The organism is Geodermatophilus sabuli, from assembly GCF_900215145.1.
Classification (GTDB): domain Bacteria; phylum Actinomycetota; class Actinomycetes; order Mycobacteriales; family Geodermatophilaceae; genus Geodermatophilus; species Geodermatophilus sabuli.
In genome coordinates this window covers 294,490-315,623 of the sequence record NZ_OBDO01000003.1, presented here as the reverse complement: position 1 = coordinate 315,623, position 21,134 = coordinate 294,490, and the positions used below count along the sequence as shown (strand labels likewise).

22 protein-coding genes are annotated in these 21,134 nt (G+C 74.9%); 12 read left to right on the top strand and 10 right to left on the bottom strand.

Annotation, left to right across the window (positions count from 1 at the left end; translation table 11 throughout):
* The first annotated feature begins 37 nt into the window (after positions 1-37).
* The 4 genes from CRP39_RS09625 to CRP39_RS09610 all read left to right on the top strand — a co-directional run bounded on the left by CRP39_RS09625 (position 38) and on the right by CRP39_RS09610 (position 3,095).
* The gene (locus tag CRP39_RS09625; protein WP_097206309.1) at positions 38-268 is read left to right on the top strand and encodes a DUF4177 domain-containing protein; all 231 of its coding nucleotides are present in this window, start codon (positions 38-40) and stop codon (positions 266-268) included.
* A 71-nt stretch (positions 269-339) separates the two neighbouring features.
* Entirely contained in the window at positions 340-708 is a 369-nt protein-coding gene (locus CRP39_RS09620) for a hypothetical protein (RefSeq protein WP_097206146.1), read from the top strand.
* A 196-nt stretch (positions 709-904) separates the two neighbouring features.
* Positions 905-2,818 (top strand): 1-deoxy-D-xylulose-5-phosphate synthase, encoded by a 1,914-nt coding sequence (dxs, locus tag CRP39_RS09615; protein ID WP_097206145.1) that lies wholly within the window; start codon positions 905-907, stop codon positions 2,816-2,818.
* A gap of 82 nt (positions 2,819-2,900) precedes the next feature.
* Complete coding sequence (locus CRP39_RS09610; RefSeq protein ID WP_097206144.1) at positions 2,901-3,095, top strand: thiamine-binding protein; 195 nt, start codon at positions 2,901-2,903, stop codon at positions 3,093-3,095.
* A 134-nt stretch (positions 3,096-3,229) separates the two neighbouring features.
* Here CRP39_RS09610 and CRP39_RS09605 read toward each other — a convergent pair whose 3' ends face one another.
* The 4 genes from CRP39_RS09605 to CRP39_RS09590 form a co-directional block, all read right to left on the bottom strand.
* A complete protein-coding gene (locus CRP39_RS09605; protein ID WP_097206143.1) occupies positions 3,230-5,314 on the bottom strand; it encodes a 3-hydroxyacyl-CoA dehydrogenase NAD-binding domain-containing protein in 2,085 nt (694 codons plus the stop codon).
* Positions 5,311-6,549: a thiolase family protein gene (locus tag CRP39_RS09600; protein WP_097206142.1), complete on the bottom strand. Its 1,239-nt coding sequence runs from the start codon at positions 6,547-6,549 to the stop codon at positions 5,311-5,313. Before CRP39_RS09600 ends, CRP39_RS09605 begins: the two co-directional genes overlap by 4 nt.
* Before the next feature lie 174 nt (positions 6,550-6,723).
* Entirely contained in the window at positions 6,724-7,965 is a 1,242-nt protein-coding gene (locus CRP39_RS09595) for an HRDC domain-containing protein (RefSeq protein ID WP_097206141.1), read from the bottom strand.
* A 131-nt stretch (positions 7,966-8,096) separates the two neighbouring features.
* Complete coding sequence (locus CRP39_RS09590; RefSeq protein WP_097206140.1) at positions 8,097-8,735, bottom strand: DUF3000 domain-containing protein; 639 nt, start codon at positions 8,733-8,735, stop codon at positions 8,097-8,099.
* A 71-nt stretch (positions 8,736-8,806) separates the two neighbouring features.
* Here CRP39_RS09590 and hemE point away from each other — a divergent pair, with 71 nt between their 5' ends.
* The 3 genes from hemE to hemQ all read left to right on the top strand — a co-directional run bounded on the left by hemE (position 8,807) and on the right by hemQ (position 12,289).
* A complete protein-coding gene (hemE, locus tag CRP39_RS09585; protein WP_172442367.1) occupies positions 8,807-9,880 on the top strand; it encodes a uroporphyrinogen decarboxylase in 1,074 nt (357 codons plus the stop codon).
* On the top strand, positions 9,877-11,268 hold the full coding sequence (hemG, locus tag CRP39_RS09580; RefSeq protein ID WP_097206139.1) for a protoporphyrinogen oxidase: 1,392 nt from the start codon (positions 9,877-9,879) through the stop codon (positions 11,266-11,268). The genes hemE and hemG overlap by 4 nt, the downstream gene beginning before the upstream one ends.
* A 304-nt stretch (positions 11,269-11,572) precedes the next feature.
* Positions 11,573-12,289 carry a hydrogen peroxide-dependent heme synthase gene (gene hemQ / locus CRP39_RS09575; protein ID WP_097206138.1) on the top strand — a complete coding sequence of 239 codons (717 nt, stop codon included), beginning with the start codon at positions 11,573-11,575 and terminating at the stop codon, positions 12,287-12,289.
* A gap of 85 nt (positions 12,290-12,374) precedes the next feature.
* Here hemQ and msrB read toward each other — a convergent pair whose 3' ends face one another.
* The 3 genes from msrB to CRP39_RS09560 form a co-directional block, all read right to left on the bottom strand.
* Positions 12,375-12,797, bottom strand: a complete 423-nt coding sequence (gene msrB, locus CRP39_RS09570; RefSeq protein WP_097206137.1) for a peptide-methionine (R)-S-oxide reductase MsrB — start codon at positions 12,795-12,797, stop codon at positions 12,375-12,377.
* A gap of 55 nt (positions 12,798-12,852) precedes the next feature.
* Entirely contained in the window at positions 12,853-13,509 is a 657-nt protein-coding gene (locus CRP39_RS09565) for a response regulator transcription factor (RefSeq protein WP_097206136.1), read from the bottom strand.
* 77 nt (positions 13,510-13,586) lie between these two features.
* Positions 13,587-15,734 (bottom strand): sensor histidine kinase, encoded by a 2,148-nt coding sequence (locus CRP39_RS09560; RefSeq protein ID WP_216359674.1) that lies wholly within the window; start codon positions 15,732-15,734, stop codon positions 13,587-13,589.
* 176 nt (positions 15,735-15,910) lie between these two features.
* Here CRP39_RS09560 and CRP39_RS26145 point away from each other — a divergent pair, with 176 nt between their 5' ends.
* Positions 15,911-16,561, top strand: a complete 651-nt coding sequence (locus tag CRP39_RS26145) for a hypothetical protein (RefSeq protein ID WP_101811054.1) — start codon at positions 15,911-15,913, stop codon at positions 16,559-16,561.
* 118 nt (positions 16,562-16,679) lie between these two features.
* Entirely contained in the window at positions 16,680-17,144 is a 465-nt protein-coding gene (locus CRP39_RS09550; protein ID WP_097206134.1) for a hypothetical protein, read from the top strand.
* A gap of 80 nt (positions 17,145-17,224) precedes the next feature.
* On the opposite strand, the gene CRP39_RS09545 is transcribed toward CRP39_RS09550, so the two are convergent.
* Positions 17,225-17,428: a cold-shock protein gene (locus CRP39_RS09545; protein ID WP_012948038.1), complete on the bottom strand. Its 204-nt coding sequence runs from the start codon at positions 17,426-17,428 to the stop codon at positions 17,225-17,227.
* A 244-nt stretch (positions 17,429-17,672) separates the two neighbouring features.
* Here CRP39_RS09545 and CRP39_RS09540 point away from each other — a divergent pair, with 244 nt between their 5' ends.
* Positions 17,673-17,975: a hypothetical protein gene (locus CRP39_RS09540; protein WP_097206133.1), complete on the top strand. Its 303-nt coding sequence runs from the start codon at positions 17,673-17,675 to the stop codon at positions 17,973-17,975.
* Between the two features lie 44 nt (positions 17,976-18,019).
* On the opposite strand, the gene CRP39_RS09535 is transcribed toward CRP39_RS09540, so the two are convergent.
* Entirely contained in the window at positions 18,020-18,412 is a 393-nt protein-coding gene (locus CRP39_RS09535; protein ID WP_097206132.1) for a hypothetical protein, read from the bottom strand.
* Positions 18,413-18,518: 106 nt separating this feature from the next.
* Complete coding sequence (locus CRP39_RS09530) at positions 18,519-18,791, bottom strand: YciI family protein (protein WP_097206131.1); 273 nt, start codon at positions 18,789-18,791, stop codon at positions 18,519-18,521.
* Between the two features lie 229 nt (positions 18,792-19,020).
* Here CRP39_RS09530 and CRP39_RS09525 point away from each other — a divergent pair, with 229 nt between their 5' ends.
* Together CRP39_RS09525 and CRP39_RS09520 are read left to right on the top strand one after the other, a co-directional pair.
* Positions 19,021-19,137 (top strand): LuxR C-terminal-related transcriptional regulator, encoded by a 117-nt coding sequence (locus tag CRP39_RS09525; protein WP_281253762.1) that lies wholly within the window; start codon positions 19,021-19,023, stop codon positions 19,135-19,137.
* A 113-nt stretch (positions 19,138-19,250) separates the two neighbouring features.
* Positions 19,251-20,963 carry an NAD-dependent malic enzyme gene (locus CRP39_RS09520; protein ID WP_172442366.1) on the top strand — a complete coding sequence of 571 codons (1,713 nt, stop codon included), beginning with the start codon at positions 19,251-19,253 and terminating at the stop codon, positions 20,961-20,963.
* Positions 20,964-21,134 lie beyond the last annotated feature (171 nt).

The window sequence follows — 21,134 nt, the reverse complement described above, 5'->3', positions numbered from 1 at the left end:
CCGGGGCCGCACCGGGGGGTCGGTTACCGTGCTCCCCGTGACCACCTGGGAGTACGCCTCGGTCATCACGGCCAACGACGCCGAGTCACAGCGGGCAGGGGTGAGCGTGAAGCTCCCCGGCGGCTCGCTGGAGCGGCAGAGCGGGGACACCAGCTCGGTGCTCAACCGGCTCGGAGCCGAGGGGTGGGAGCTGGTCAGCTACCACTCCAGCGGCGCGGGCACCTGGGGGTTCGAGCAGTTCTGGCTCAAGCGGCCGACGTCGGGCTGAGGGCGCCCTCCCGCGCGACGACCAGGGCGCGCCGTCGAACGTGTGTTCGGCGGGTGCGGCAGACTGGTGGGGTGGACGCGACGCTGCCCCCGGGCTGGCCGGACGCGGTGCCCCCGCCCGGTTCCCCGGACTGGGAGCAGAGCGCCGTCGCGTGGCTGTTCGACCTCGTCCCGCCGGACTACCGCGCCCACGAGGTGCTGCGTCGATACCCGGTGCTGCTCGCCCGCTTCGCCCGTGACCACGTGCGGGCCGGCCTCGAGGCCGCGCGGGCGGGGTGGCGGACGGTGCGGGTCGAGCTGGCCGACGAGCTGCCCGCCGACGCGATGACGGCGGCGATCACCGCATACGAGCGCGAGGGTGCCCGCCTGGCGGCCGCGGCGCGCGGCGTCGAGGTGGTCGGTGGTGCGCTGCGCGGCGAGCGCTGGGTCCCCCGGCTGTGAGCGGGCCCCCGCAGGAGCCGACCGGGGCGCTCGTGGGGGCGCTGTCACGGACCGGCCCGGCGCGCGGGGGAGCGGGCCGGGGCCAACTGTGAAACCCAGCGCTCGACCGGAAGACCCGGACGGACGCGGTTACAGTTGATCGGCGGCCGCTGCCGAGCCGTGCACCTGCCGCCGTCAGAGAGGACACCTCCGACTCGTGTCGCTCCTGCGATCGCTCCGCAGCCCCGCCGACCTGAGGGCGCTGCCCGCCGATCAGCTCCCGGCCCTCGCTGCCGAGATCCGCGACGCCCTCGTCACCAGCGTGGCCCGCACCGGCGGTCACCTGGGCCCCAACCTGGGGGCCGTCGAGCTCACCATCGCCCTGCACCGGGTCTTCGACTCCCCGCACGAGCCGATCCTCTTCGACACCGGACACCAGAGCTACGTGCACAAGATGCTCACCGGTCGGGTGGAGGGCTTCGAGCGGCTGCGCCAGCGCGGCGGCCTGTCCGGCTACCCCAGCCGTGCGGAGAGCGAGCACGACTGGGTCGAGAACAGCCACGCCTCCACCTCGCTGTCCTACGCCGACGGGCTGGCCAAGGCCTTCGCCGTCCGCGGGGAGAAGCGGCCGGTCGTCGCCGTCATCGGTGACGGCGCGCTGACCGGCGGCATGGCCTGGGAGGCGCTGAACAACATCGCCACCGCCCACGACCGGCCGGTGGTCATCGTGGTCAACGACAACGGCCGCTCATACTCGCCGACCATCGGCGGCGTCGCCGACGCGCTGGCCACCCTGCGGTTGCGGCCGGGGTACGAGCAGGCGCTGCTGCAGGTCCGCCAGGCGCTGCACCGGGCGCCGGTCCTCGGGTCGGCGCTCTACGACGCGCTGCACGCGATCAAGAAGGGGCTCAAGGACGTCCTGTCGCCGCAGGGGATGTTCGAGGACCTCGGGCTCAAGTACATCGGCCCGGTCGACGGCCACGACACCGAGGTGATGGAGTCCGCGCTGCGCCGCGCCCGCTCCTTCGGTGGCCCGGTGATCGTGCACGCCGTCACCACCAAGGGCTTCGGCTACCCGCCGGCCGAGACCGACCAGATCGACGCCTGGCACGCCACCGGCGTGTTCGACCCCGACAGCGGGGCCAGCGCCGCGGTGGCCCGCGACTGGACCGCCGCGTTCTCCGACGAGCTGGTGCGCATCGGCGCCGAGCGCTCCGACGTCGTCGCGATCACCGCGGCCATGCTGCACCCGACCGGGCTGGCCGCGTTCGCCGAGCGGTTCCCGGAGCGGACCTTCGACGTGGGGATCGCCGAGCAGCACGCGCTCACCTCGGCGGCGGGCCTGGCGATGGGCGGCCTGCACCCGGTGGTCGCCGTCTACTCGACCTTCCTCAACCGCGCCTTCGACCAACTGCTGATGGACGTCGCGCTGCACCGTCAGCCGGTGACCGTCGTCCTGGACCGTGCCGGGGTGACCGGCACCGACGGCGCCTCGCACAACGGCATGTGGGACATGTCGATCCTGTCGGTCGTCCCCGGCCTGCGGCTGGCGGCGCCGCGCGACGAGCCGACCCTGCGCGAGGCGCTGCGCGAGGCGGTCGCGGTGATCGACGGGCCGACCGTCGTCCGCTTCCCGAAGGGCGCGCCGCCGGTCGACATCCCGGCGCTGGAGCGGCGCGGCCCGGTCGACGTGCTGCGCCGCGGGGTCCGGGCGGAGGTGCTGCTCGTCGCCGTCGGGTCGGTGGTGCCGATGTGCCTGTCCGCCGCCGAGCGCGCCGCCGACCACGGCATCGAGGTCACCGTCGTCGACCCGCGCTGGGTGCTGCCGGTCGCGCCGGAGCTGGTGGAGCTCGCGGCCGGGCACCGGCTGGTGGTCACCGTCGAGGACGGCGGCCGCGCCGGCGGTGTCGGCACCACGCTGACCCAGGCGCTGCAGGACCGCGCCTGCGACGTACCGGTGCGGACCCTCGGGTTGCCGCAGGAGTTCCTGGAGCACGGCAGCCGTGGCCAGGTGCTGGCCGACGTCGGCCTCACCGAGCAGGACGTCGCCCGACGGATCGCCGAGTGGACCGCGGTGGTCGCCGAGCGCGCCGAGGGGCGTGTGACGGAGGTCGTCGAGGAGACGCCGTGAGCGTGATCGCCGAGATCCAGTAGAAGGACCCCGTCCTCCCCACGCCTCGCACGCTCGGCGCGAGCCTCGGGACGGGGCCGTCATCCAGGCCTCGGGGCTGCGGTACGAGGTCGGCGCCCTCGGGGCGACGCTGGAGGGCGAGGCCGACGAGGTGTGGGCCACGCTGCGCGCCGCGCACGAGGCGATGCTGGCGGCCGGCGCGACCGGCGGGCTGTCCCACATCAAGGTCGCCTCGGTGAACCGCACCATGGACAGCCTGACCCACGAGTTCCGGTGATCCCCGGACCCGAGCTCCGTTGAGACGGCGAGAGCGCCGCCCCCTCGCAGGAGGGAGCGGCGCTCTCGCCGTCTCACCGTCGTTTTCCGTGGAAACCGACGGTCACTGGGCGTCGGTTTCCACGGAATCCGACGTCAGGCGGGGAGGGAGGCCACCCCGCGGGGCAGGAACCGCCTCCCGGTGACCGCCTCGGAGACGCCGGCGCGGTCGAGGTACGCGGAGATCCCGCCCAGCCAGAACGGCCACCCGGCGCCCAGGACCATGCACAGGTCGATGTCCTGCACCGCCTGGACGACCCCCTCGTCGAGCATCAGCCCGATCTCCTCGGCCAGGGCCTGCTCGGCGTCGGCCCGCAGTTGCTCCTCGGTCAGCGGCGAGTCCCCGGCGTCGATGCCGGCGAGGTCGGAGTCGACCACGCCGGGTTCGGAGAACACCGACGCCTTGCCCAGCTCGACCATCCGCCGCAGACCCTCACCGACGACGAAGCGGTCGGGGAACGCCTCGTGCATCCGCTCGGCAACGTGCAGGGCGACCGGCGGACCGACCAGCGAGAGCAGCTCGAACGGCGTCATGGGGAGGCCCAGCGGCTCCAGCGCCCGCTCGGCGACCGCGACCGGGGTACCGGCGTCCACGGCCGCGGTGACCACGCCGAGGAATCGGGTCAACAGCCGGTTGACGACGAACGCCGGGGCGTCCGCGACGAGCACGCAGGACTTCCGCAGCGCCGTGCCGACGGCGAAGGCGGTGGCCAGCGTGGCGTCGTCGGTCTGTTCGGCGCGCACCACCTCCAGCAGCGGCAGCACCGCCACCGGGTTGAAGAAGTGCAGCCCGACGACCCGCTCCGGGTGCTCGAGCTTCGCGGCCATCGCGGTGACCGAGAGCGCCGAGGTGTTGGTGGCCAGCACGCACTCCGCCGAGACGACGGCCTCGACCTCGGCGAAGACCTGCTGCTTGACCGAGAGCTCCTCGAACACCGCCTCGATGACGAGGTCGGCGTCGACGAAGACGTCCGTGGACAGCGATCCGGTCACCAGCCCGCGCAGCCGGTTGAGCGCGTCGGGGGAGAGCCGGCCGCGGGCGGCCAGCTCGTCCAGCTCACCGTGGACGTAGCCGACGCCCTTGTCGACGCGGGCCTGGTCGACGTCGGTGAGGACGACGGGCACCTCCAGCCGACGGACGAGCAGCAGCGCGAGCTGCGAGGCCATGAGCCCCGCGCCCACGACGCCGACCTTGGTGACCTTCCGGGCCAGCTTCCGGTCCGGGGCGCCGGCCGGCCGCTTGGCCCGCTTGTTGACCAGGTCGAAGGAGTAGAGGCTCGCCCGCAGCTCGTCGCTCATCAGCAGGTCGGTCAGGGCGTCGTCCTCCGCGGCGGTGCCGGCGGAGAACGCCTCCTCGCCGACCCCGTTCCGGGCGAGGTCGAGCAGCTCCACAGCGCGCAGCGCGCCGGGGGAGGCGTTGCGGGTGCGGCCGGCGACGACGGCGCGGGCCCGGGCGATGGCGTCGTCCCACGCGCCGCGGTCGACCTCGGGGCGGGTCACGGCGACGTCCCCGGTGAGGACCCCGGCCGCCCACTCCAGCGAGCGCTCGAGGAAGTCGGCCGGCTCGAACAGGGCGTCGGCGATGCCCGTCCTCGCCGCCCGGGACGCGGAGGTCACCTTGTTCTGCGCCAGGGCGTTCTCGACGATCACCGTGACGGCCGCGTCGATGCCCACCAGGTTCGGCAGCAGCTGCGTGCCGCCCCAGCCGGGCACCAGGCCGAGGAAGACCTCGGGGAAGGCGACCGCGGCCGTGGTGGCGATGGTCCGGTGGTGGCAGTGCAGCGCCAGCTCCAGGCCGCCGCCGAGCGCGACGCCGTTGACGAAGGCGAACGTCGGGACCGGGGAGTCCTTGAGCCGGCGGAACACCCGGTGCCCCGTCTCGGCGATCTGCCGCGCGTCGGTCGCGGAGGTGATCGACGGGACGCCGGACAGGTCGGCGCCGACGGCGAACACGAACGGCTTGCCGGTGACGGCGATCGCCGCCGGCGCGGGGGAGCGGGCCGCGATCTCGTCCAGGGCGGTGTCCAGGGACGCCAACCCCGCGGGGCCGAACGTGGACGGGCGGGTGTGGTCGTGCCCGTTGTCCAGCGTGATCAGCGCGAACTCGCCCGCGATGCCGGGCACCGTGAGGTACCGGACCAGCGCCCGGGTGACGACCTCGTCCTCGAATCCGGCGCTCATGCCGATGCCTCCTCGGTGCGTGCCCCCGACCAGTTCGGGTTCTCCCAGATCACGGTGCCGCCCATGCCCAGACCGATGCACATGGCGGTGAGGCCGTAGCGGACGTCGGGCCGCTCGGCGAACTGGCGGGTCAGCTGGGTCATCAGCCGCACGCCGGAGGAGGCCAGCGGGTGGCCGACGGCGATCGCGCCGCCCCACGGGTTGACCCGCTCGTCGTCGTCGGCGATGCCGAAGTGGTCCAGGAACGCCAGGACCTGGACGGCGAAGGCCTCGTTGAGCTCGAACAGGCCGATGTCGTCGATCGACAGGCCGGTGCGCTCCAGCGCCTTCACCGTCGACGGCACCGGGCCGACGCCCATCACCTCGGGCTCGACGCCGGCGAAGCCGTAGCCGACCAGCCGCATGCCGACGGGGAGCCCGAGTTCCTCGGCCACCTCCTCGGCGGCCAGCAGGCAGCCGGTGGCGCCATCGTTGAGGCCCGCCGCGTTGCCGGCCGTCACGTGGCCGTGCGGGCGGAACGGCGTCTTGAGCGTCGCCAGGCCGTCGAGGGTGGTGTTCGGTCGCGGCGGCTCGTCGACGGTGGCCAGCCCCCAGCCGGCCTCGGCCGAGCGGATGGCGACCGGGACCAGCTCCGGGCCGATCTGACCGTTGGCGACCGCCTTGGCGTACTTCTGCTGGCTGGCCAGGGCGAACACGTCGGCGCGCTCCTTGGTCAGGTGCGGGAAGCGGTCGTGCAGGTTCTCGGCGGTCGACCCCATGACGAGGGCGGAGCCGTCGACGAGCTTCTCGCTGGAGAACCGCGGGTTGGGGTCGGCGCCCTCGCCCATCGGGTGGTGACCCATGTGCTCCACCCCGCCGGCGATGGCGACGTCGTAGGCGCCGAAGGCGATGCCGCTCGCGGTGGTGGTCACCGCGGTCATCGCGCCGGCGCACATGCGGTCGACGGCGTATCCGGGGACGCTCGTCGGCAGCCCGGCCAGCAGCGCGGCGGTGCGGCCGATCGTCAGCCCCTGGTCGCCGTTCTGGGTGGTGGCGGCGATGGCGACCTCGTCGACCCGCTCCGGCGGCAGCGACGGGTTGCGCCGCAGCAGCTCGCGGATGCAGCGCACGACCAGGTCGTCGGCGCGCGTCTCGGCGTAGACGCCCTTCGGGCCGGCCTTGCCGAAGGGGGTGCGGACGCCGTCGACGAAGACGACCTCACGCAGCGAGCGTGGCCGCCGCTCTCGAGATGACACAGGACCTCCGCAGCAGTTCGGAACCGGCCCGGTCGGGGCGCGGCACCGAACAAGTTACCGGTCGGTAACAGCCGCGGGCGAGCGCCGCCCCGTGAGGTTCAGGGAGCGATCCCCCCGTCGGGTGGCCCCGGACGTGGGAATCGCTTCCCATACCGCGGACGGCGGGCGCCTCGGTCAGGCGCGGGTGACGGCGTCGGTGAGCAGGTCGCGGGTGAGCTCGACCTGCCACTCGCGGGCACCGCCGGCGCGCAGGACGGCGGCGACCGACTCGGCGTCCCGGAGCTCCGGAGGGGTCCACGTGAGCCGCCGGACGAGGTCGGGGGAGAGCAGGTTCTCCACCGGCACGCTGTGCTTCTCCGAGAGCTCGGACAGCCCGGCGCGGGCGACCTGCAGGCGGGTGGCGGCCGCCGGGTCGCGGTCAGCCCAGCGGCTCACCGGCGGCGGCCCGTCGCCCGGCTTGCTGTGCAGCGGGAGCTCGGCGTCCGGCAGCTCCCGCCCGCGGACCAGCGCACCGAACCAGGTGCCGACCAGCTTGCGGTTGGCGCGACCGCGGAACACCGGGAGCTCCAGCAGCGCCGCCTCCGACCGTGGGTCGGCCTGGACGGCGGAGACCATCGCGGCGTCGGGCAGCACCCGCCCCGGGGCGACGTCGCGGCGGCGGGCCAGGTCGTCGCGGGCCTGCCACAGCGAGCGCAGCATGCCCAGTTGCCGCCGGTTGCGCAGACCGTGGACGCCGGACGTGCGCCGCCACGGGTCTGCCTTGGGCGCCGGCGGGCCAGCAGCGAGGATCGCCTCGAACTCCTGCCGCGCCCACTCGGTCTTGCCCTGCTCCTCGAGGATCCTGGCCAGCGCGTCACGGAGGTCCACCAGCACCTCGACGTCGAGGGCGGCGTAGACCAGCCACTCCTCGGGCAGCGGCCGGGTGCTCCAGTCGGCGGCGGAGTGCCCCTTCTGCAGCGAGAACCCGAGCAGCGACTCCACGACGGCGCCCAGGCCCACCCGCGGCAGGCCGGCCAGCCGCGCGGCCAGCTCGGTGTCGAAGACCCGCCTCGGCACCAGGCCGATCTCGGCCAGGCAGGGGAGGTCCTGGTTGGCGGCGTGCAGCACCCACTCGGCGTCGGCGATCGCCTCCTGGACCACCGACAGGTCGGGCAGGGGGACCGGGTCGACGAGACCGGTGCCGGCGCCCGCGCGGCGCAGCTGGACCAGGTAGGCCCGCTGGCCGTAGCGGTAGCCGGAAGCGCGCTCGGCGTCCACGGCCACCGGCCCGGTGCCGGCCCGCAGGGCGTCGGCGTAGTCCACCAGCGCGGTGGAGGTCTCGATGACCGGGGGCAGGCCGTCGCGCGGAGCGAGCAGCGGGACCGCCGGGGGAGCGGTCTGCTCCTCGTCCGGGGTCGGGTTGGGCTCGGTGCTCAGCGCTCGTCCACCTTCTCGCCCGTGTCGTCAGCGTGTGCAGACCGGCAGCGCGCAGCTCCGCGGAACGGGACCGCAGGGGCCGGGGAGGGCAGCCGGCGAGGGGACGTCGGACGCCCCTCGGGACACCGATGTTAGAGAGTCCCGCCGCCGGAGGGGTCGGAGGGACCAGAAGGGCCCAGCAGCCGGACGCCGGGCGGCGGCAGCCCCGCCGCGGTGCCCAGGACCTCGAGCCAGGCCAGCAGGTGCCGGTCCAGGGCGCCGTCCTCCGCCGTCCAGGAGGCGCGGATCTCGACGTCCACGGAGTGCTCGGGCCCGGCCAGCTCGCCGAAGCGGGTCGAGGCGGTGCGGGTGACCGTGCCGCCGACGGCGTGGTGGGTGGCGCCGGCCTCGGCGAGGGCGTCGGTGAGCCAGCTCCACGCGACCTCGGAGAACATCGCGTCGTCGACCATGTGCTCGTCGGTGGCCGCCGAGAGGTAGCCGACGCAGCGGGTGGTGCCGGCCCACGCCTCGTGCCCGGCCGGGTCGTGCAGCACGATGAACCGGCCGCTGGCGACCTCGACCTCCTCGTCGCCGTCGGGCTCGGTGACCAGCGCGCCGATCGCGTACGCGTGGGGCGCCAGCCGCTGCGGGGCGGGGATCTGTTCGAGGGTGATCTCCGGCCGGGCGGTCACGCGGGCCATCGCCTCCAGAGCAGCCCGGAACTCCGGGGGGACGTCGCCGGTCCGGTCGCCGGCGCCGTGCCCGGCACCGGCCAGGCTGGAAGGCTCCACGCTCGCAGGGTAGGGCGCGGACCGGCACCGTGCGCCCGACGCGCCGCACGGTTCTGGGAGGATCGGCGGTCGTGACCCCTGTTGGCGCGACCGATCCCGGCTCCTCCACCCCCACCGGCCCGGCCCACTCCGATCTCGTGCGGGCCGCGCGCGGCCTCCCGGTGAGCCGGACCCCGGTGTGGTTCATGCGGCAGGCCGGCCGCTCGCTGCCGGAGTACCGCGCGCTGCGCGCCGGCACGGCGATGCTCGAGGCCTGCCAGGACCCCGACCTGGTCACCGAGATCACCCTGCAGCCGGTCCGCCGGCACGGGGTGGACGCCGCGATCCTCTTCTCGGACATCGTGCTGCCGCTGGTCGTCTCCGGCGTGGACATCGAGATCAAGCCCGGCATCGGCCCGGTCGTGGCCCAGCCGGTGCGGACCGTCGCCGACGTCGACGCGCTGCCGCCGCTGGAGCCCCAGCGGCTGGCGTTCCTGGAGACGGCGGTGCGCCGGCTGGTCGCCGAGCTCGGCCCGACCCCGCTGATCGGCTTCGCCGGCGCCCCGTTCACCCTCGCGACCTACCTGATCGAGGGCGGCCCCTCCAAGGAGCACGCCCGCACCAAGGCGTTCATGTACGCCGAGCCCCAGGCGTGGACCCGGCTGCTGGACCGGCTGGCCGTCTCCGCGGCCACCTTCCTCCGCGCCCAGGTCGACGCCGGGGCCTCGGTGGTCCAGCTCTTCGACTCCTGGGCGGGCGTGCTGTCGGCCGCCGACTACGCCGAGCGGGTGCTGCCGCACTCCCGCGCGGTGTTCGACGGGCTGGGGGACCGGGACGTCCCCCGCATCCACTTCGGCGTCGGCACCGGGGAGCTGCTCGCACTCATCGGGGACGCCGGCGCCGACGTCGTGGGCGTCGACTGGCGGGTGCCCCTGGACGAGGCGGCGCGCCGGGTCGGGCCGCAGCGCTCGCTGCAGGGCAACCTCGACCCCGCCGTCCTGCTCGCCGACCGGGCGACGGTCGACCGCGAGGTGCGCCGGGTCGTCGAGCAGGGCCGCGCCGCCCGCGGGCACGTCTTCAACCTGGGGCACGGCGTCCTCCCCGACACCGACCCCGGTGTGCTGTCCCACGTCGTCGAGCTGGTCCACGAGCTGTCGGGCCGATGACCCGCCGGCTGGTCGTCGTCGGGGCCGGGATCACCGGCCTGGCCGCCGCGTTCGAGTGGCGCCGGCGGCGGCCGGACGACGAGATCGTGGTCCTGGAGGCCGGGAACCGGGTCGGCGGGAAGCTGGGCCGGGTCGAGCTGGCCGGGCACTGGTACGACACCGGACCCGAGGCCGTGCTCGCCCGGGTCCCCGAGGCGGTGCAGCTGGTCGAGCGCCTGGGGCTGGCCGACCGGCTGGTCCGCCCGGCCACCACGCAGGCGTCGGTCGTGCTGCCCGACGGGCGGCACCGGCTGCCGGCCGGCACGGTGCTCGGCGTCCCCGCCTCCGCCGACGGGCTGGACGGCATCCTCACGCCCGCCGGCGTGGCCCGGGTGGCCGCCGAGGCCGACCTGCCGCCGCTCGCCCTGGACGGCGACCGCACCGTGGACGTCGCCGTCGGCACCTTGCTGCGGGAACGGCTCGGCGACGAGGTGGTCGACCGGCTGGTGGAGCCGCTCCTCGGCGGCGTCTACGCCGGCCGGGCCGACGAGCTGTCGTTGAGCGCGACCATGCCGGCGCTGACCGCGCACCTGCCGGCCGCCCGGTCCGTGCTCGGTGCGGCGGCCGCCGCCCGCGACGCCGGGGCGCGCAGCCGGTTCGACGCCGACGCGCCGGTGTTCGTCACCGTCGACGAGGGGATCGGCTCGCTGCCCGCGGCGCTGGTCGCGGCGTCCCGGGCCGACGTGCGGCTGGGCACCCCGGCGCACGGGCTGACCCGGACGGCCACCGGCTTCGCGCTGTCGATCGGCCCGGCCGCGGCCCCGGAGACGCTGACCGCCGACGCCGTCCTGGTCACCACGCCGGCGCCCAAGGCCGCGCGGCTGCTGTCCGAGGTCGCGCCGGGCGCCGTCGAGCCGCTGGAGGGCATCCCGTACGCGTCGATGGCCGTCGTCGCGATGGCGTTCCCCGCGCAGGACGTCGATGCCGGCTCCGGTCTGCTCGTGCCCCCCGTCACCGGCCGGCTGGTCAAGGGCGTCACCGTGTCGTCGGCCAAGTGGCCGCACCTCGCTCCCAGCCCCGCCGCCCCCCACCTGCTGGTGCGCTCGTCCGTGGGCCGGTTCCGCGACGAGTCCCAGCTGCAGCGGACCGACGGCGACCTCGCCGCGGCCGTGGTCGCGGACGTCGCCGACCTGCTGGGCCTGTCCCGGCCGGAGCCCGTGGCGACCCGCGTGGTGCGCTGGGGCGGCGGGCTGCCGCAGTACCTGGTGGGGCACCAGGCGCGGATCGACGCGGTCCGGACGGCGGTCAGCGCGGTGCCGGGCCTGGCCATCGCCGGTGCCGCGTTCCGCGGGGTGGGCGTGCCGGCCTGCATCCGCGACGCGTACCACGCGCTGGACGCGCTGTCCTGAGCCGTGGTCCGGGCCACCGCGGTCCCGGGCATCCCCGGAGCGCCGCGGTTGTTGAGGATGGGGTGAGGACACCGCACCACCCGAACGACCCCTTCCGACCCGGTTCCCGATCTCCCCGCTGCCTGCGCCACCACGTCTGGATGGCCGCCTGCGACGACTGCCGCGACGCGCACACCGCCGTCGTCAGGCGCGAACCGGAGGAGCCGGAGCAGCCCACCGGCACGGCGGCCTGACCCCCGCCCGGTCGCGCGGCGGCCCGACCCCGCGGACGCGGGCGTCCCGCGCCGCGCGCGACAATGGGCCCATGAGCGACCAGAGCGACCAGCGCAGCATCGGCAAGCGGGCCAACGACCTCAACGCCACCATCCGCTACACGATGTGGTCGGTGTTCCGGCTGGCCCGTCCGCTGGGCGACGAGGCGCGCTCGGCGGCCGCCGACGAGGTGCAGGCGCTGCTCGACGAGCTGGCGGGCAAGGACGTCGTCGTCCGCGGCGTCTACGACGTCGCCGGGCTGCGGGCCGACGCCGACGTCATGGTCTGGTGGCACGCCGCGACGCCGGAGGCGCTGCAGGAGGCCTACACCCGGCTGCGCCGCACGACGCTCGGCCGCCACCTGGAGCCGGTGTGGTCGCAGATGGCCCTGCACCGGCCGGCGGAGTTCAACCGCAGCCACATCCCGGCGTTCCTCGCCGACGAGGAGCCGCGCCACTACGTCTGCGTGTACCCGTTCGTGCGGTCCTACGAGTGGTACCTGCTGCCCGACGAGGAGCGGCGGGCGATGCTCTCCGAGCACGGGCAGATGGCCCGCGGGTACGCCGACGTCCGGGCCAACACCGTGGCGTCGTTCGCCCTCGGCGACTACGAGTGGATGCTCGCCTTCGAGGCCGACGAGCTGCACCGCATCGTGGACCTCATGCGGGAGCTGCGGGCGTCGGCGGCTCGGCGGCACGTCCGCGAGGAGGTGCCGTTCTACACCGGCGTCCGCAAGCCCGTGGCCGAGCTCGTCCGCGACCTGCCGTGACCACACCCCGCGACGATCATGGAGTCCGGGGAGCGACACAACGGCGGACGGCCGCGCGTCGCTTCCCGGACTCCATGATCGCGGGTCAGCCCTGGGCGGGCTCCAGCCGGATCGACACGCTGTTGATGCAGTAGCGGTCGCCGGTCGGGGTCTGCGGGGCGTCCTCGAAGACGTGTCCGAGGTGGCTGTGGCAGGTGCCGCACAGCACCTCGGTGCGGACCATGCCGTGGTTGCGGTCCTCGCGGAGCACCACGTTGTCCGCCGACGTCGGCTCGTAGAACGACGGCCAGCCGCAGTGCGAGTCGAACTTGGTCTCGGAGCGGAACAGCTCCGCCCCGCACGCCCGGCAGGTGTAGACGCCGGTCGTCTTCGTGTCGACGTACTCACCGGTCCAGGGCCGCTCGGTGCCGGCCTGGCGGAGGACGGCGTACTCCTCCGGGGACAGCTGCGCCCGCCACTCCTCGTCGCTCTTGGTCACCTTCGGCTGGTTCTGCGCGGACGTCGTCATGCGTTCCACGGTACGACGCCGGAACGCGCTGACCTCGGCCGATGCCTGCCCTCCGTCAGCGGCCCAGGCCCGCCTCCCGTGCCCGCACGATCGCCTGCGCCCGGTCGGTGACCTGCAGCTTGGTGAGCACGTTCGAGACGTTGTTGCGGACCGTCTTCGGTGACAGGTACAGCGCCGCCGCGATCTGCGCGTTCGACCGGCCCGCGGCGACCAGCTCGAGCACCTCGCGCTCCCGGGTGGTCAGCTGCGGGAACGCCGTCTCCGGCCCGGTCGGCCCGGCCGCGAAGAACTCCCCGATCCGGCGGGCCAGGGCGGCCCCGAACACCGCCCCGCCGCCGGCGACGGTGGTGATCGCCCGGATCACCTCCTCCTGGTCGGCGCCCTTGAGCAGGTAGCCGCGGGCGCCGGCCCGGACGGCGGCGAACACGGTGCCGTCGTCCTCGCTCATGGTGAGCACCACGACCCCGATCGACGGCGACTCGGCGGTGATCCGCCGCGTCGCCTCGATGCCGTCGAGCACCGGCATCTGCACGTCCATGACGACGACGTCGGGCTGCTCCTCGCGAGCCAGCGCCACCGCCTCGGCCCCGTCGGCGGCGGTGCCCACGACCACCAGCCCGGACACCGAGCCGAGCAGCACCGCCAGCCCGTCCCGGTAGACGGGGTGGTCGTCCACCACGGCCACCCGCAGGGGTTCCTCCGGCTCAGCCACGATGCTCTCCTGTTCGCTTCCGCGGGCCGCTCCGCTCCTCGCTCGTTCCTCGCTGGCGGGCTTCCGGCCCTGTCCGCTCACGCCGACCCCCTCCCGTCCGCGGGCAGGACCGCCCGCACCACCGTGCCCCCGGACGCCGGGCACTCCACCGAGCAGCGCCCGCCCAGCTCCGCGGCGCGCTCGCGCAGCGACACCAGCCCCACACCCGCCGGCGCCCCGGGCGCGATCCCGACGCCGTCGTCGGCGACCTCCACCACCAGGTCGCCGTCCCCGTCGCAGGCGAGGGACACCCGCACCCTGGTCGCCGAGGCGTGCTTGGCGACGTTGGCCAGCGCCTCCGAGGCGATCCGGTAGGCGGCGACCTCGACCGCGGCGGGCAACTCGGCGAGCTCGCCGGGGTCCACCGTCACCCCGACCCGCGGCGCGAGCAGCCGCTCGGCCTGCTGGCGCACCGCCCCGGCCAGGCCGAGGTCGTCGAGCGCGGGTGGCCGCAGGTCGTGCACCAGCCGGCGGACGTCGGCCAGCGCGGCGGAGACGTCGTCGCGGGCCTGGCGGAGCAGCCGGTCGGCCTCCTCGGGGCGGCTCACGGCGAGGTTGCGGGCGGTGTCGATGCGCAGGACGACGGCGCCCAGCGAGGGGCCCAGCCCGTCGTGCAGGTCGCGGCGCAGCCGCCGGCGTTCCTCCTCGCGGGCGGCGACCAGCTGCTCCCGGCTGGCCTGCAGCTCGGCGGCGAGCGAGCCGGCGCGGGCGGCCGCGGCGGCCTGGCGGACGACGTCGGCGAGCAGCCCCTCGTCGCGGGTGACCAGGTGCGCGCGGACGCCGTCCCGGGGGAGCAGCAGCCGGCCGACCTGCTCGCCGCGGTAGGCGATCGGCAGGGACTGCACGGCGGCCGGACGGTGGCCGGACTCGGCGAGCAGGTGCTGCCCGCCGGGCTGGTCGACCTCCACGCCCACGTAGGGGGAGCGGAACGCCTCGGCGATGCCGGCGGCGACGGCCATGAGCTGCTCCTCGGCGCCGTCGGAGCGTTCCAGGCGTTCGGCCAGCCCGGAGACCACGCGGTAGGGGTCCTCCCGCTCGCCGAACACCCACCGGCGGACCAGGCGCCAGGCCTGGGCGCGCAGCGGCACGTAGAGGCCGGTGACCACGAGCAGCGCCAGCAGGGTGGCGTCCCGGTCGCCGAGCCGGTCCCCGAGCAGCGCGCCGGCGGCGGCGATCACCGCCAGGTCCAGCAGGACGACGGCCACCGCGAGCCCGCCGTAGACCAGCGTGCCGCCGAGCAGCCGGTCGATGTCGACCGCCTGCGGGCGCAGGATGCCGACCGCGACCGCCGCCCCGGTCAGCGTCACGGCCAGGGAGAGCGTGACGGAGCTGATGTCGCCGGGCGCGACGAGCGTGCCCACCATGACCAGCCCGTCGGTGACGGCGGCCCACAGCAGCCAGCGCATCCGCCGGCGGTCCTCGCCGGCCGCCGCCCGGTACCGGGCGAGCACGACGGCGACCGGCACCAGCACCCCGAGGACGGCGGCCGGGAAGGCGAACCGCAGCAGCGGCAGGACCACCGCCTCCGGCAGCGGCAGGCTGGTCGGGTCCAGGTCGAGGGAGCGGTAGATCTCCGGCGTCTCGGAGCCGGCGCGGGCGTCGGCGATCTCCGACGGCACGACCATCAGCAGCGTCGGGAGCAGTGCCGTGCACGCCAGGCTGATCAGCGCCACGGGCCGCCACCACGCGGTCGGGAGCCGCCCGTGGGGGTAGAGCAGGAGCAGCAGGGGCAGGCCGAGCAGCAGCCAGGCACCGAAGCGCTGCACGAGCCAGAACGCCAGGGTGCCGCCCGGCAGCGGCGGGTCGTGCTGCAGCGCTGAGGTCAGCCACGACTGCGCGAGCCCGTCGACGGCCCACAGCAGGGCGGTGCCGCCCACCACCCAGGACACGGCGTTGCGCGGTTCCCGCCGCAGCAGCAGGGCGGCCGGGAGGGCCAGCCCGATCCCGGGGAGGCCGAAGACCCAGCCCGGCGTGGCGTGGGCCGCCTCCCGGGCCGCCGCCGGGGTGACGACGTCCAGGACAGCGGCCGCGACGGCCGACCCGACCGTGACGACGACCAGCGCCCGGGCCGCGGCGCGCACGGCAGGGTGCGCGCCGTCGGGGTCGCCGGGGCGCCCGGGCGACGGCGTCGGGGGTCCCCCCGGCACCGCGGAGGTCGGTTCGGCGACCGGGGTTGCTGCCTGCACGCGGGCGATCCTGGCCTGCCGCCGTCCCGTGCGTCACGAGGCAGCTGTCCCGTGTCGCCCGGGACGGCGACGGGGACCGGATCGAGGGCGCCGCGCCCTGGCTGCCCGGGACGCCGCCCCGAGACGGTTCTCCCAGTCGGTGCGCAGGGCACCGCCACTTCGACCCGGGAGACGAGATGTCCCTCAGCACCACCCCCGCCCAGGCCCGCACCGACGCCGCGCCGGCCGGTCCCCGAACCGCTCCCGTCCGCCCGGCGGTGTCCACCCGGTCGGTCCGTCGGGCCGGCGCGGCCGTCGCCGCCGGGTCCGCCGCCTGGGCCGGCGGCATCCTCGCCTTCGGGCTGGACCCGGTCGACGGCTGGCAGGGGACGGTCTACAACCTGTCCTCGCTGGCGTTCCAGCTCGGCCTGGTCGCGCTGGTGACCGTGCAGCTGCGCACCGGGGCCACCGGCACCGGGAAGCTGGCCCGGTCCTCCCTGCACGCCGAGCACGTGCTGCTCGGGCTGGCGATGGTCTCGACGCTGCTCTACGCGGTCCTGCCCGAGTACCGGGAGGAGGCCTGGTTCCTGGCGCTCGACGCCTTCTGGCCGCTGTCCATGGTCGGCATGTTCGCCATCGGCATCCGGATCGCCATCGCCGGCCGCTGGACCGGTGCCGCCCGGTGGTGGCCGTTGGGCGCCGAGAGCTGGGCGCCGGTCAACATCCCGATCGCGCAGGCCCTGCCCACCCTGTCGCCGTACGTCGCCGCCGGTCACCTGCTGCTCGGCTACGCCGCGCTCGGTGTCCTGCTGGCCCTGCGGCCGGAGCTGACCGGGGCCCGCGACTGAGGAGACACTCCATCCTCCCCACCCTCCGCGAGCTCAGGGTGGGACCCGGGACGGGGCCGCCCCGCCACCCCCTGACCCGGGTGGCGGGGCGTCGCCGTGCCCGGCGGAGACTGGACCGGTGACCGCGCCCGACACCCCGCTGCCCGACGTCTGGTTCACCCGCGACCTGCCGGTGCTCCGGGCCATCGCCCGGCTGGTGGACGAGGGAGCGCACGGGGGTTCGCCCTACCTGCTGGGCCAGGTGGTGCCCGCGAGCGGCCTGCCCAAGGCCGAGGTGGTCAACGCGGCGCGGGCGCTGGTCTCGGCCGGCTACGCCGAGGCGCTGACGAACCACGCGGGGGACATCGTCCGGTTCACCGGCATCTCGCCAGAGGCCCGCCGGCTGGCCGGGCTCTGGCCGACCCCGCAGGGGGAGTGGGAGCGGCTGCTGGAGCAGGTGACGGCCCGGGCGGAGAGGGCGCCGACCGACGTCGAGCGGGAGCGGTGGCGGGCGCTCGCCGACGCGGCCACCGCCGTCGGGCCGGACGCCGGCGCGCTGCTCATGTCGGCGCTCATCGGCGGGTACGTGCCCCGCGTGCGGTGACCCGCGAACGACAGCGCCCCCGCCCGGAGAACCGGACGGGGGCGCTGGTGCCGATGCGGGATCGGCGGCTGATCGTGAGATCAGAGCGGGTTGACGTTCGCAGCCTGCGGGCCCTTCTGGCCCTGCTCGATGTCGAACGAGATCCGCTGGCCTTCGTCGAGCGAGCGGTACCCGCTGGTCTGGATGGCCGAGTAGTGGACGAACACATCCGGTCCGCCACCGTCAGGGGTGGCGAAGCCGAACCCCTTCTCCGCGTTGAACCACTTGACAGTTCCTTCGGGCATTGCTCGCTCCTAGCTGAGGTGGTGCATCGGGGTCCTGCCATAGCGCAGGGCCTTCCCGACGTGACCACCCTAGACGTTGATGGGCACCCGCGGGGGCCCGGGACTCTCCTGGTCCGGCGGGCGCGTCGTGGTCGAACGGGTCTTGCGGAGATCCTGCGGCTCCCTCGTCGAGCGCCTGCGGGAGCGGCCGGAGAGTCCTCGGTGCCGGGACGGACCCGGCTGACCCGAGGAACGGATTCCTGCCATGACCACCGCCGGCGCCCCCCAGCCCACCGCCCCGCTCGTCCTGCGCGACGTCGAGGACCTCGCCGAGAGCGACCTGGACGCCGACCTCGCCCAGCGCCTGGAGGACGCCGGCTGGCTGTGGCTGCGTGCCGACGGGGCGGGCACGGCCGGCGACGAGGTGGGCCGGATCAACGCCGGCCAGGACGCGCGGCCAGGGTCGGCCGACGCCGTCGAGCTGGCCTGGGCGATCCGACGGAACGGGCCGGCCGCCACGGCCGCGCACGGACTGGGCTTGAAGGCGGCGATGCTGGCCGCCGGCTGAGCACGGGGAGGCCGGCGTCTGCAGGGTGCGCCGGGCGGCCGGCCTCAGAGCAGGCGGCCCGGCTCCTCGGGGAAGGCCCGGCCGCTCGACGGCGCGCCGGAGTAGTCCGGTCCGCGCGCGGGGGAGGGGCCTGCCGTCAGGGCCAGCGGCTCCGCCCGCCAGGAGGGGACGCCGATCGGCGGCTGCTCCTCGCGGTACTGCTCGGCCAACCGTGCCACCTCGGCCCGCCGGGCCAGCAACGCGCGGCGCCACCTCCGGCCGCCGAGGTCGAGCCCCACGAGGACGGCGATGCCGACGGCGACGGTGAGGCAGGCGTCGGTCACCGCGGTGGCGACGTCGAGCGGCGTGAGCTGCGGCCAGCCGATCGACTCCAGCTGGGCGCCGACGATCTCGACGACGACGTAGAGCACGCCGTACACCGAGAACGAGACCCGCACCGTGCACCTCCGTCGTGGACCGATCACCGCCTCAACGGCAGATCGGGTACCTGGGCGGAGGTGGCACGTCCCCTGGACGGCGTCGGATCACCCCGCGGGGTGAGGGTCAGGGCACGAGCACCTCGTTCCAGGGACGCACCGTCCACTCGGCGACCACCCCGTGGCGCACGAACGGGTCCCCGGCGATGAACTCCTCGGCCGCCTCCCGGGTGGTGAACACCCCCATCGCATCGCCGTTCATCGGCTCGTCGAAGGTGCCGACCATGAGCAGCAGGCCGCGGTCGTGGAACTCGTGCAGTCGCGCGACGTGCGCCGGGCCGTGCTGGCGGGCCAGCGGCAGGAAGTCCTCGACCGCGCGGTAGGTCATCACGTGCTTCATGGCCGGGCATCCTGGCCGGGACCGGCGGTGGACGGCACCGGACCGGGCGTGGGCCGCCGCCGCCACGCGGACGTGACGTGCCACACCCCGGACCTCGGTCGCTGCCGGGAGCGCTCGGCGAGTGAGCCCGGGTGATCCCCAGGCTCAGCCGAAGGCGAAGTACCGGAGGACGACGTAGGGCCAGGCGATCGCCGAGGGCCGGTCATCGAAGGAGATCGCCGCGCTGCTGGTGATCAGCATCAAGACCGTCGAGCGGCACCGGGCCAACATCCTCCAGAAGCTGGAGATGCGCGACCGCACCGAGCTGACTCGCTACGCGCTGCGGACCGGGCTCATCGAGAGCTGAGAGGGAGGACACGTGGCCGAGGCGTCGGACGTGCGATCCCAGGCCCCACCAGGCCCCACCCACTAGGGTTCGGCGCGCAGCACCACCCCGTCGGCGAGGTCCACGGAGAGTGCATGATGGAGCGCCCGTACCAGATCGTCGAGACCGACACCGGGCCCGTGTGCCAGGTCCGGGCGCGGGGCACGCAGGTGATGCGTGAGCCGCACATCTTCCGCGGAACGGCGTTCACCCACGAGGAGCGCGCCGCGTTGGGTCTCGTCGGCCTGCTGCCCCACGGCGTGTCGACGATCGACGCGCAGACCAAGCGCGTCTACGCGCAATACCTGCGTGCACCGGACGACCTGGCCAAGAACGTGTACCTGACCTCGCTGAGGGACCGCAACGAGGTGCTGTTCTACCGGCTGCTCAGCGAGCACGTCGACGAGATGCTGCCGATCATCTACACCCCCACGATCGGTCAGGCGATCGAGCGCTACAGCCACGAGTACCGCCGTCCTCGCGGCGTCTTCCTGTCCATCGACCACCAGGACCAGATCGAGCAGTCGCTGGCGAACTTCGGTCGCACCGCCGACGAGGTGGACCTCATCGTCGCGACCGACTCCGAGGGGATCCTCGGCATCGGGGACCAGGGCGTCGGCGGGATCGAGATCGCGATCGGCAAGCTGACCGTGTACATCGCCGCAGCGGGGATCCATCCGCGTCGGGTCATCCCGGTCGTGCTCGACGTCGGCACGGACAACCAGGCCCTGCTCACCGACCCCATGTACCTGGGCAACCGACACGCCCGCGTGCGCGGCAAGCAGTACGACGAGTTCATCGACGCCTACGTGGAGACGGCGCACCGCATGTTCCCCGACGCGCTGCTGCACTGGGAGGACTTCGGGGTCGACAACGCCCGGCGCATCCTCGACCGGTACGCGGACGCGGTGTGCACCTTCAACGACGACATGCAGGGCACGGCGGCCGTGGCGCTGGCCGCGGCGGTGGCCGGTGTCCGGGCCGCCGGTTCGTCGATGCGTGACCAGCGCGTCGTCGTCCTGGGGCCGGGCACGGCGGGGGTGGGGATCGCGGACTTCCTCCGGGAGGCCATGGTCCGCGACGGGCTCGACCCGCAGGAGGCCGCCCGGCGCATCTGGCTGGTGGGGCGCGACGGACTGCTCACCGACGACATGGGCGCCGAGCTGCGGGACTTCCAGCTGCCCTACGCCCGCCCGGCCGGCGAGGTGGCGTCGTGGGCCTCGCCGGGCCGCTCGGTGGATCTGGCCGCCACGGTCGCGCGGGTGCACCCCACGATGCTCATCGGGACGTCGACACAGGCGGGTGCGTTCGACGAGGCGATGGTGCGGGAGATGGCCCGGCACGTCGATCGGCCCATCATCTTCCCGCTCTCCAACCCCACGCCCAGGATCGAGGCCGTGCCGGCCGACCTCCTGGCCTGGACCGAGGGGCGGGCGCTCGTGGCGACCGGCAGCCCGTTCCCGCCGGTGGTCCACGACGGGGTGACCCACCACGTCGCGCAGGCGAACAACGCGCTGGTCTTCCCCGGCCTGGGCCTGGGCGTCACGGTGGCCCGGGCCCGGCGGATCAGCCAGGGCATGATCCAGGCCTGCGCGGACGCCGTCGCCGGCCTCGCTGACGTCAGCCTGCCCGGGGCCCCTCTCCTCCCCGCCGTCTCCGACCTGCGGCACGTCTCGGCCACCGTCGGCGTCGCCGTGGCCGTCGCCGCGGCCGCTGAGGGCCTGGCGCAGGTGGAGGTGGACGCCCCGGTGCAGCAGGTGCACCAGGCCATGTGGCAGCCGACCTACCCGAGGATCGAGGCCGTCTGAGCGCTGCCGGTGGCGGGATCCCCGGGCTACGTCGCTCACGTCGGCAGGTCCAGGTCGGTGAGGGTGCCGTCGAACGCCTCCGTGGCCATCCCCAGCCCCACGGTCTCCGACGGCGTCGGGTGCGCGTGGATGTCAGGCCGACCTGCGCCAGACCGACTGCGGCGCCCGATC

Coding starts and splice junctions, on each gene's coding strand:
- CRP39_RS09605 (WP_097206143.1), bottom strand. CDS start 5,314: ATGAGCGCCGGATTCGAGGACGAGGTCGTCACCCGGGCGCTGGTCCGG.
- hemG (WP_097206139.1), top strand. CDS start 9,877: ATGACCCGCCGGCTGGTCGTCGTCGGGGCCGGGATCACCGGCCTGGCC.
- hemQ (WP_097206138.1), top strand. CDS start 11,573: ATGAGCGACCAGAGCGACCAGCGCAGCATCGGCAAGCGGGCCAACGAC.
- msrB (WP_097206137.1), bottom strand. CDS start 12,797: ATGACGACGTCCGCGCAGAACCAGCCGAAGGTGACCAAGAGCGACGAG.
- CRP39_RS26145 (WP_101811054.1), top strand. CDS start 15,911: ATGTCCCTCAGCACCACCCCCGCCCAGGCCCGCACCGACGCCGCGCCG.
- CRP39_RS09545 (WP_012948038.1), bottom strand. CDS start 17,428: ATGCCCGAAGGAACTGTCAAGTGGTTCAACGCGGAGAAGGGGTTCGGC.
- CRP39_RS09540 (WP_097206133.1), top strand. CDS start 17,673: ATGACCACCGCCGGCGCCCCCCAGCCCACCGCCCCGCTCGTCCTGCGC.
- CRP39_RS09530 (WP_097206131.1), bottom strand. CDS start 18,791: ATGAAGCACGTGATGACCTACCGCGCGGTCGAGGACTTCCTGCCGCTG.
- CRP39_RS09520 (WP_172442366.1), top strand. CDS start 19,251: ATGATGGAGCGCCCGTACCAGATCGTCGAGACCGACACCGGGCCCGTG.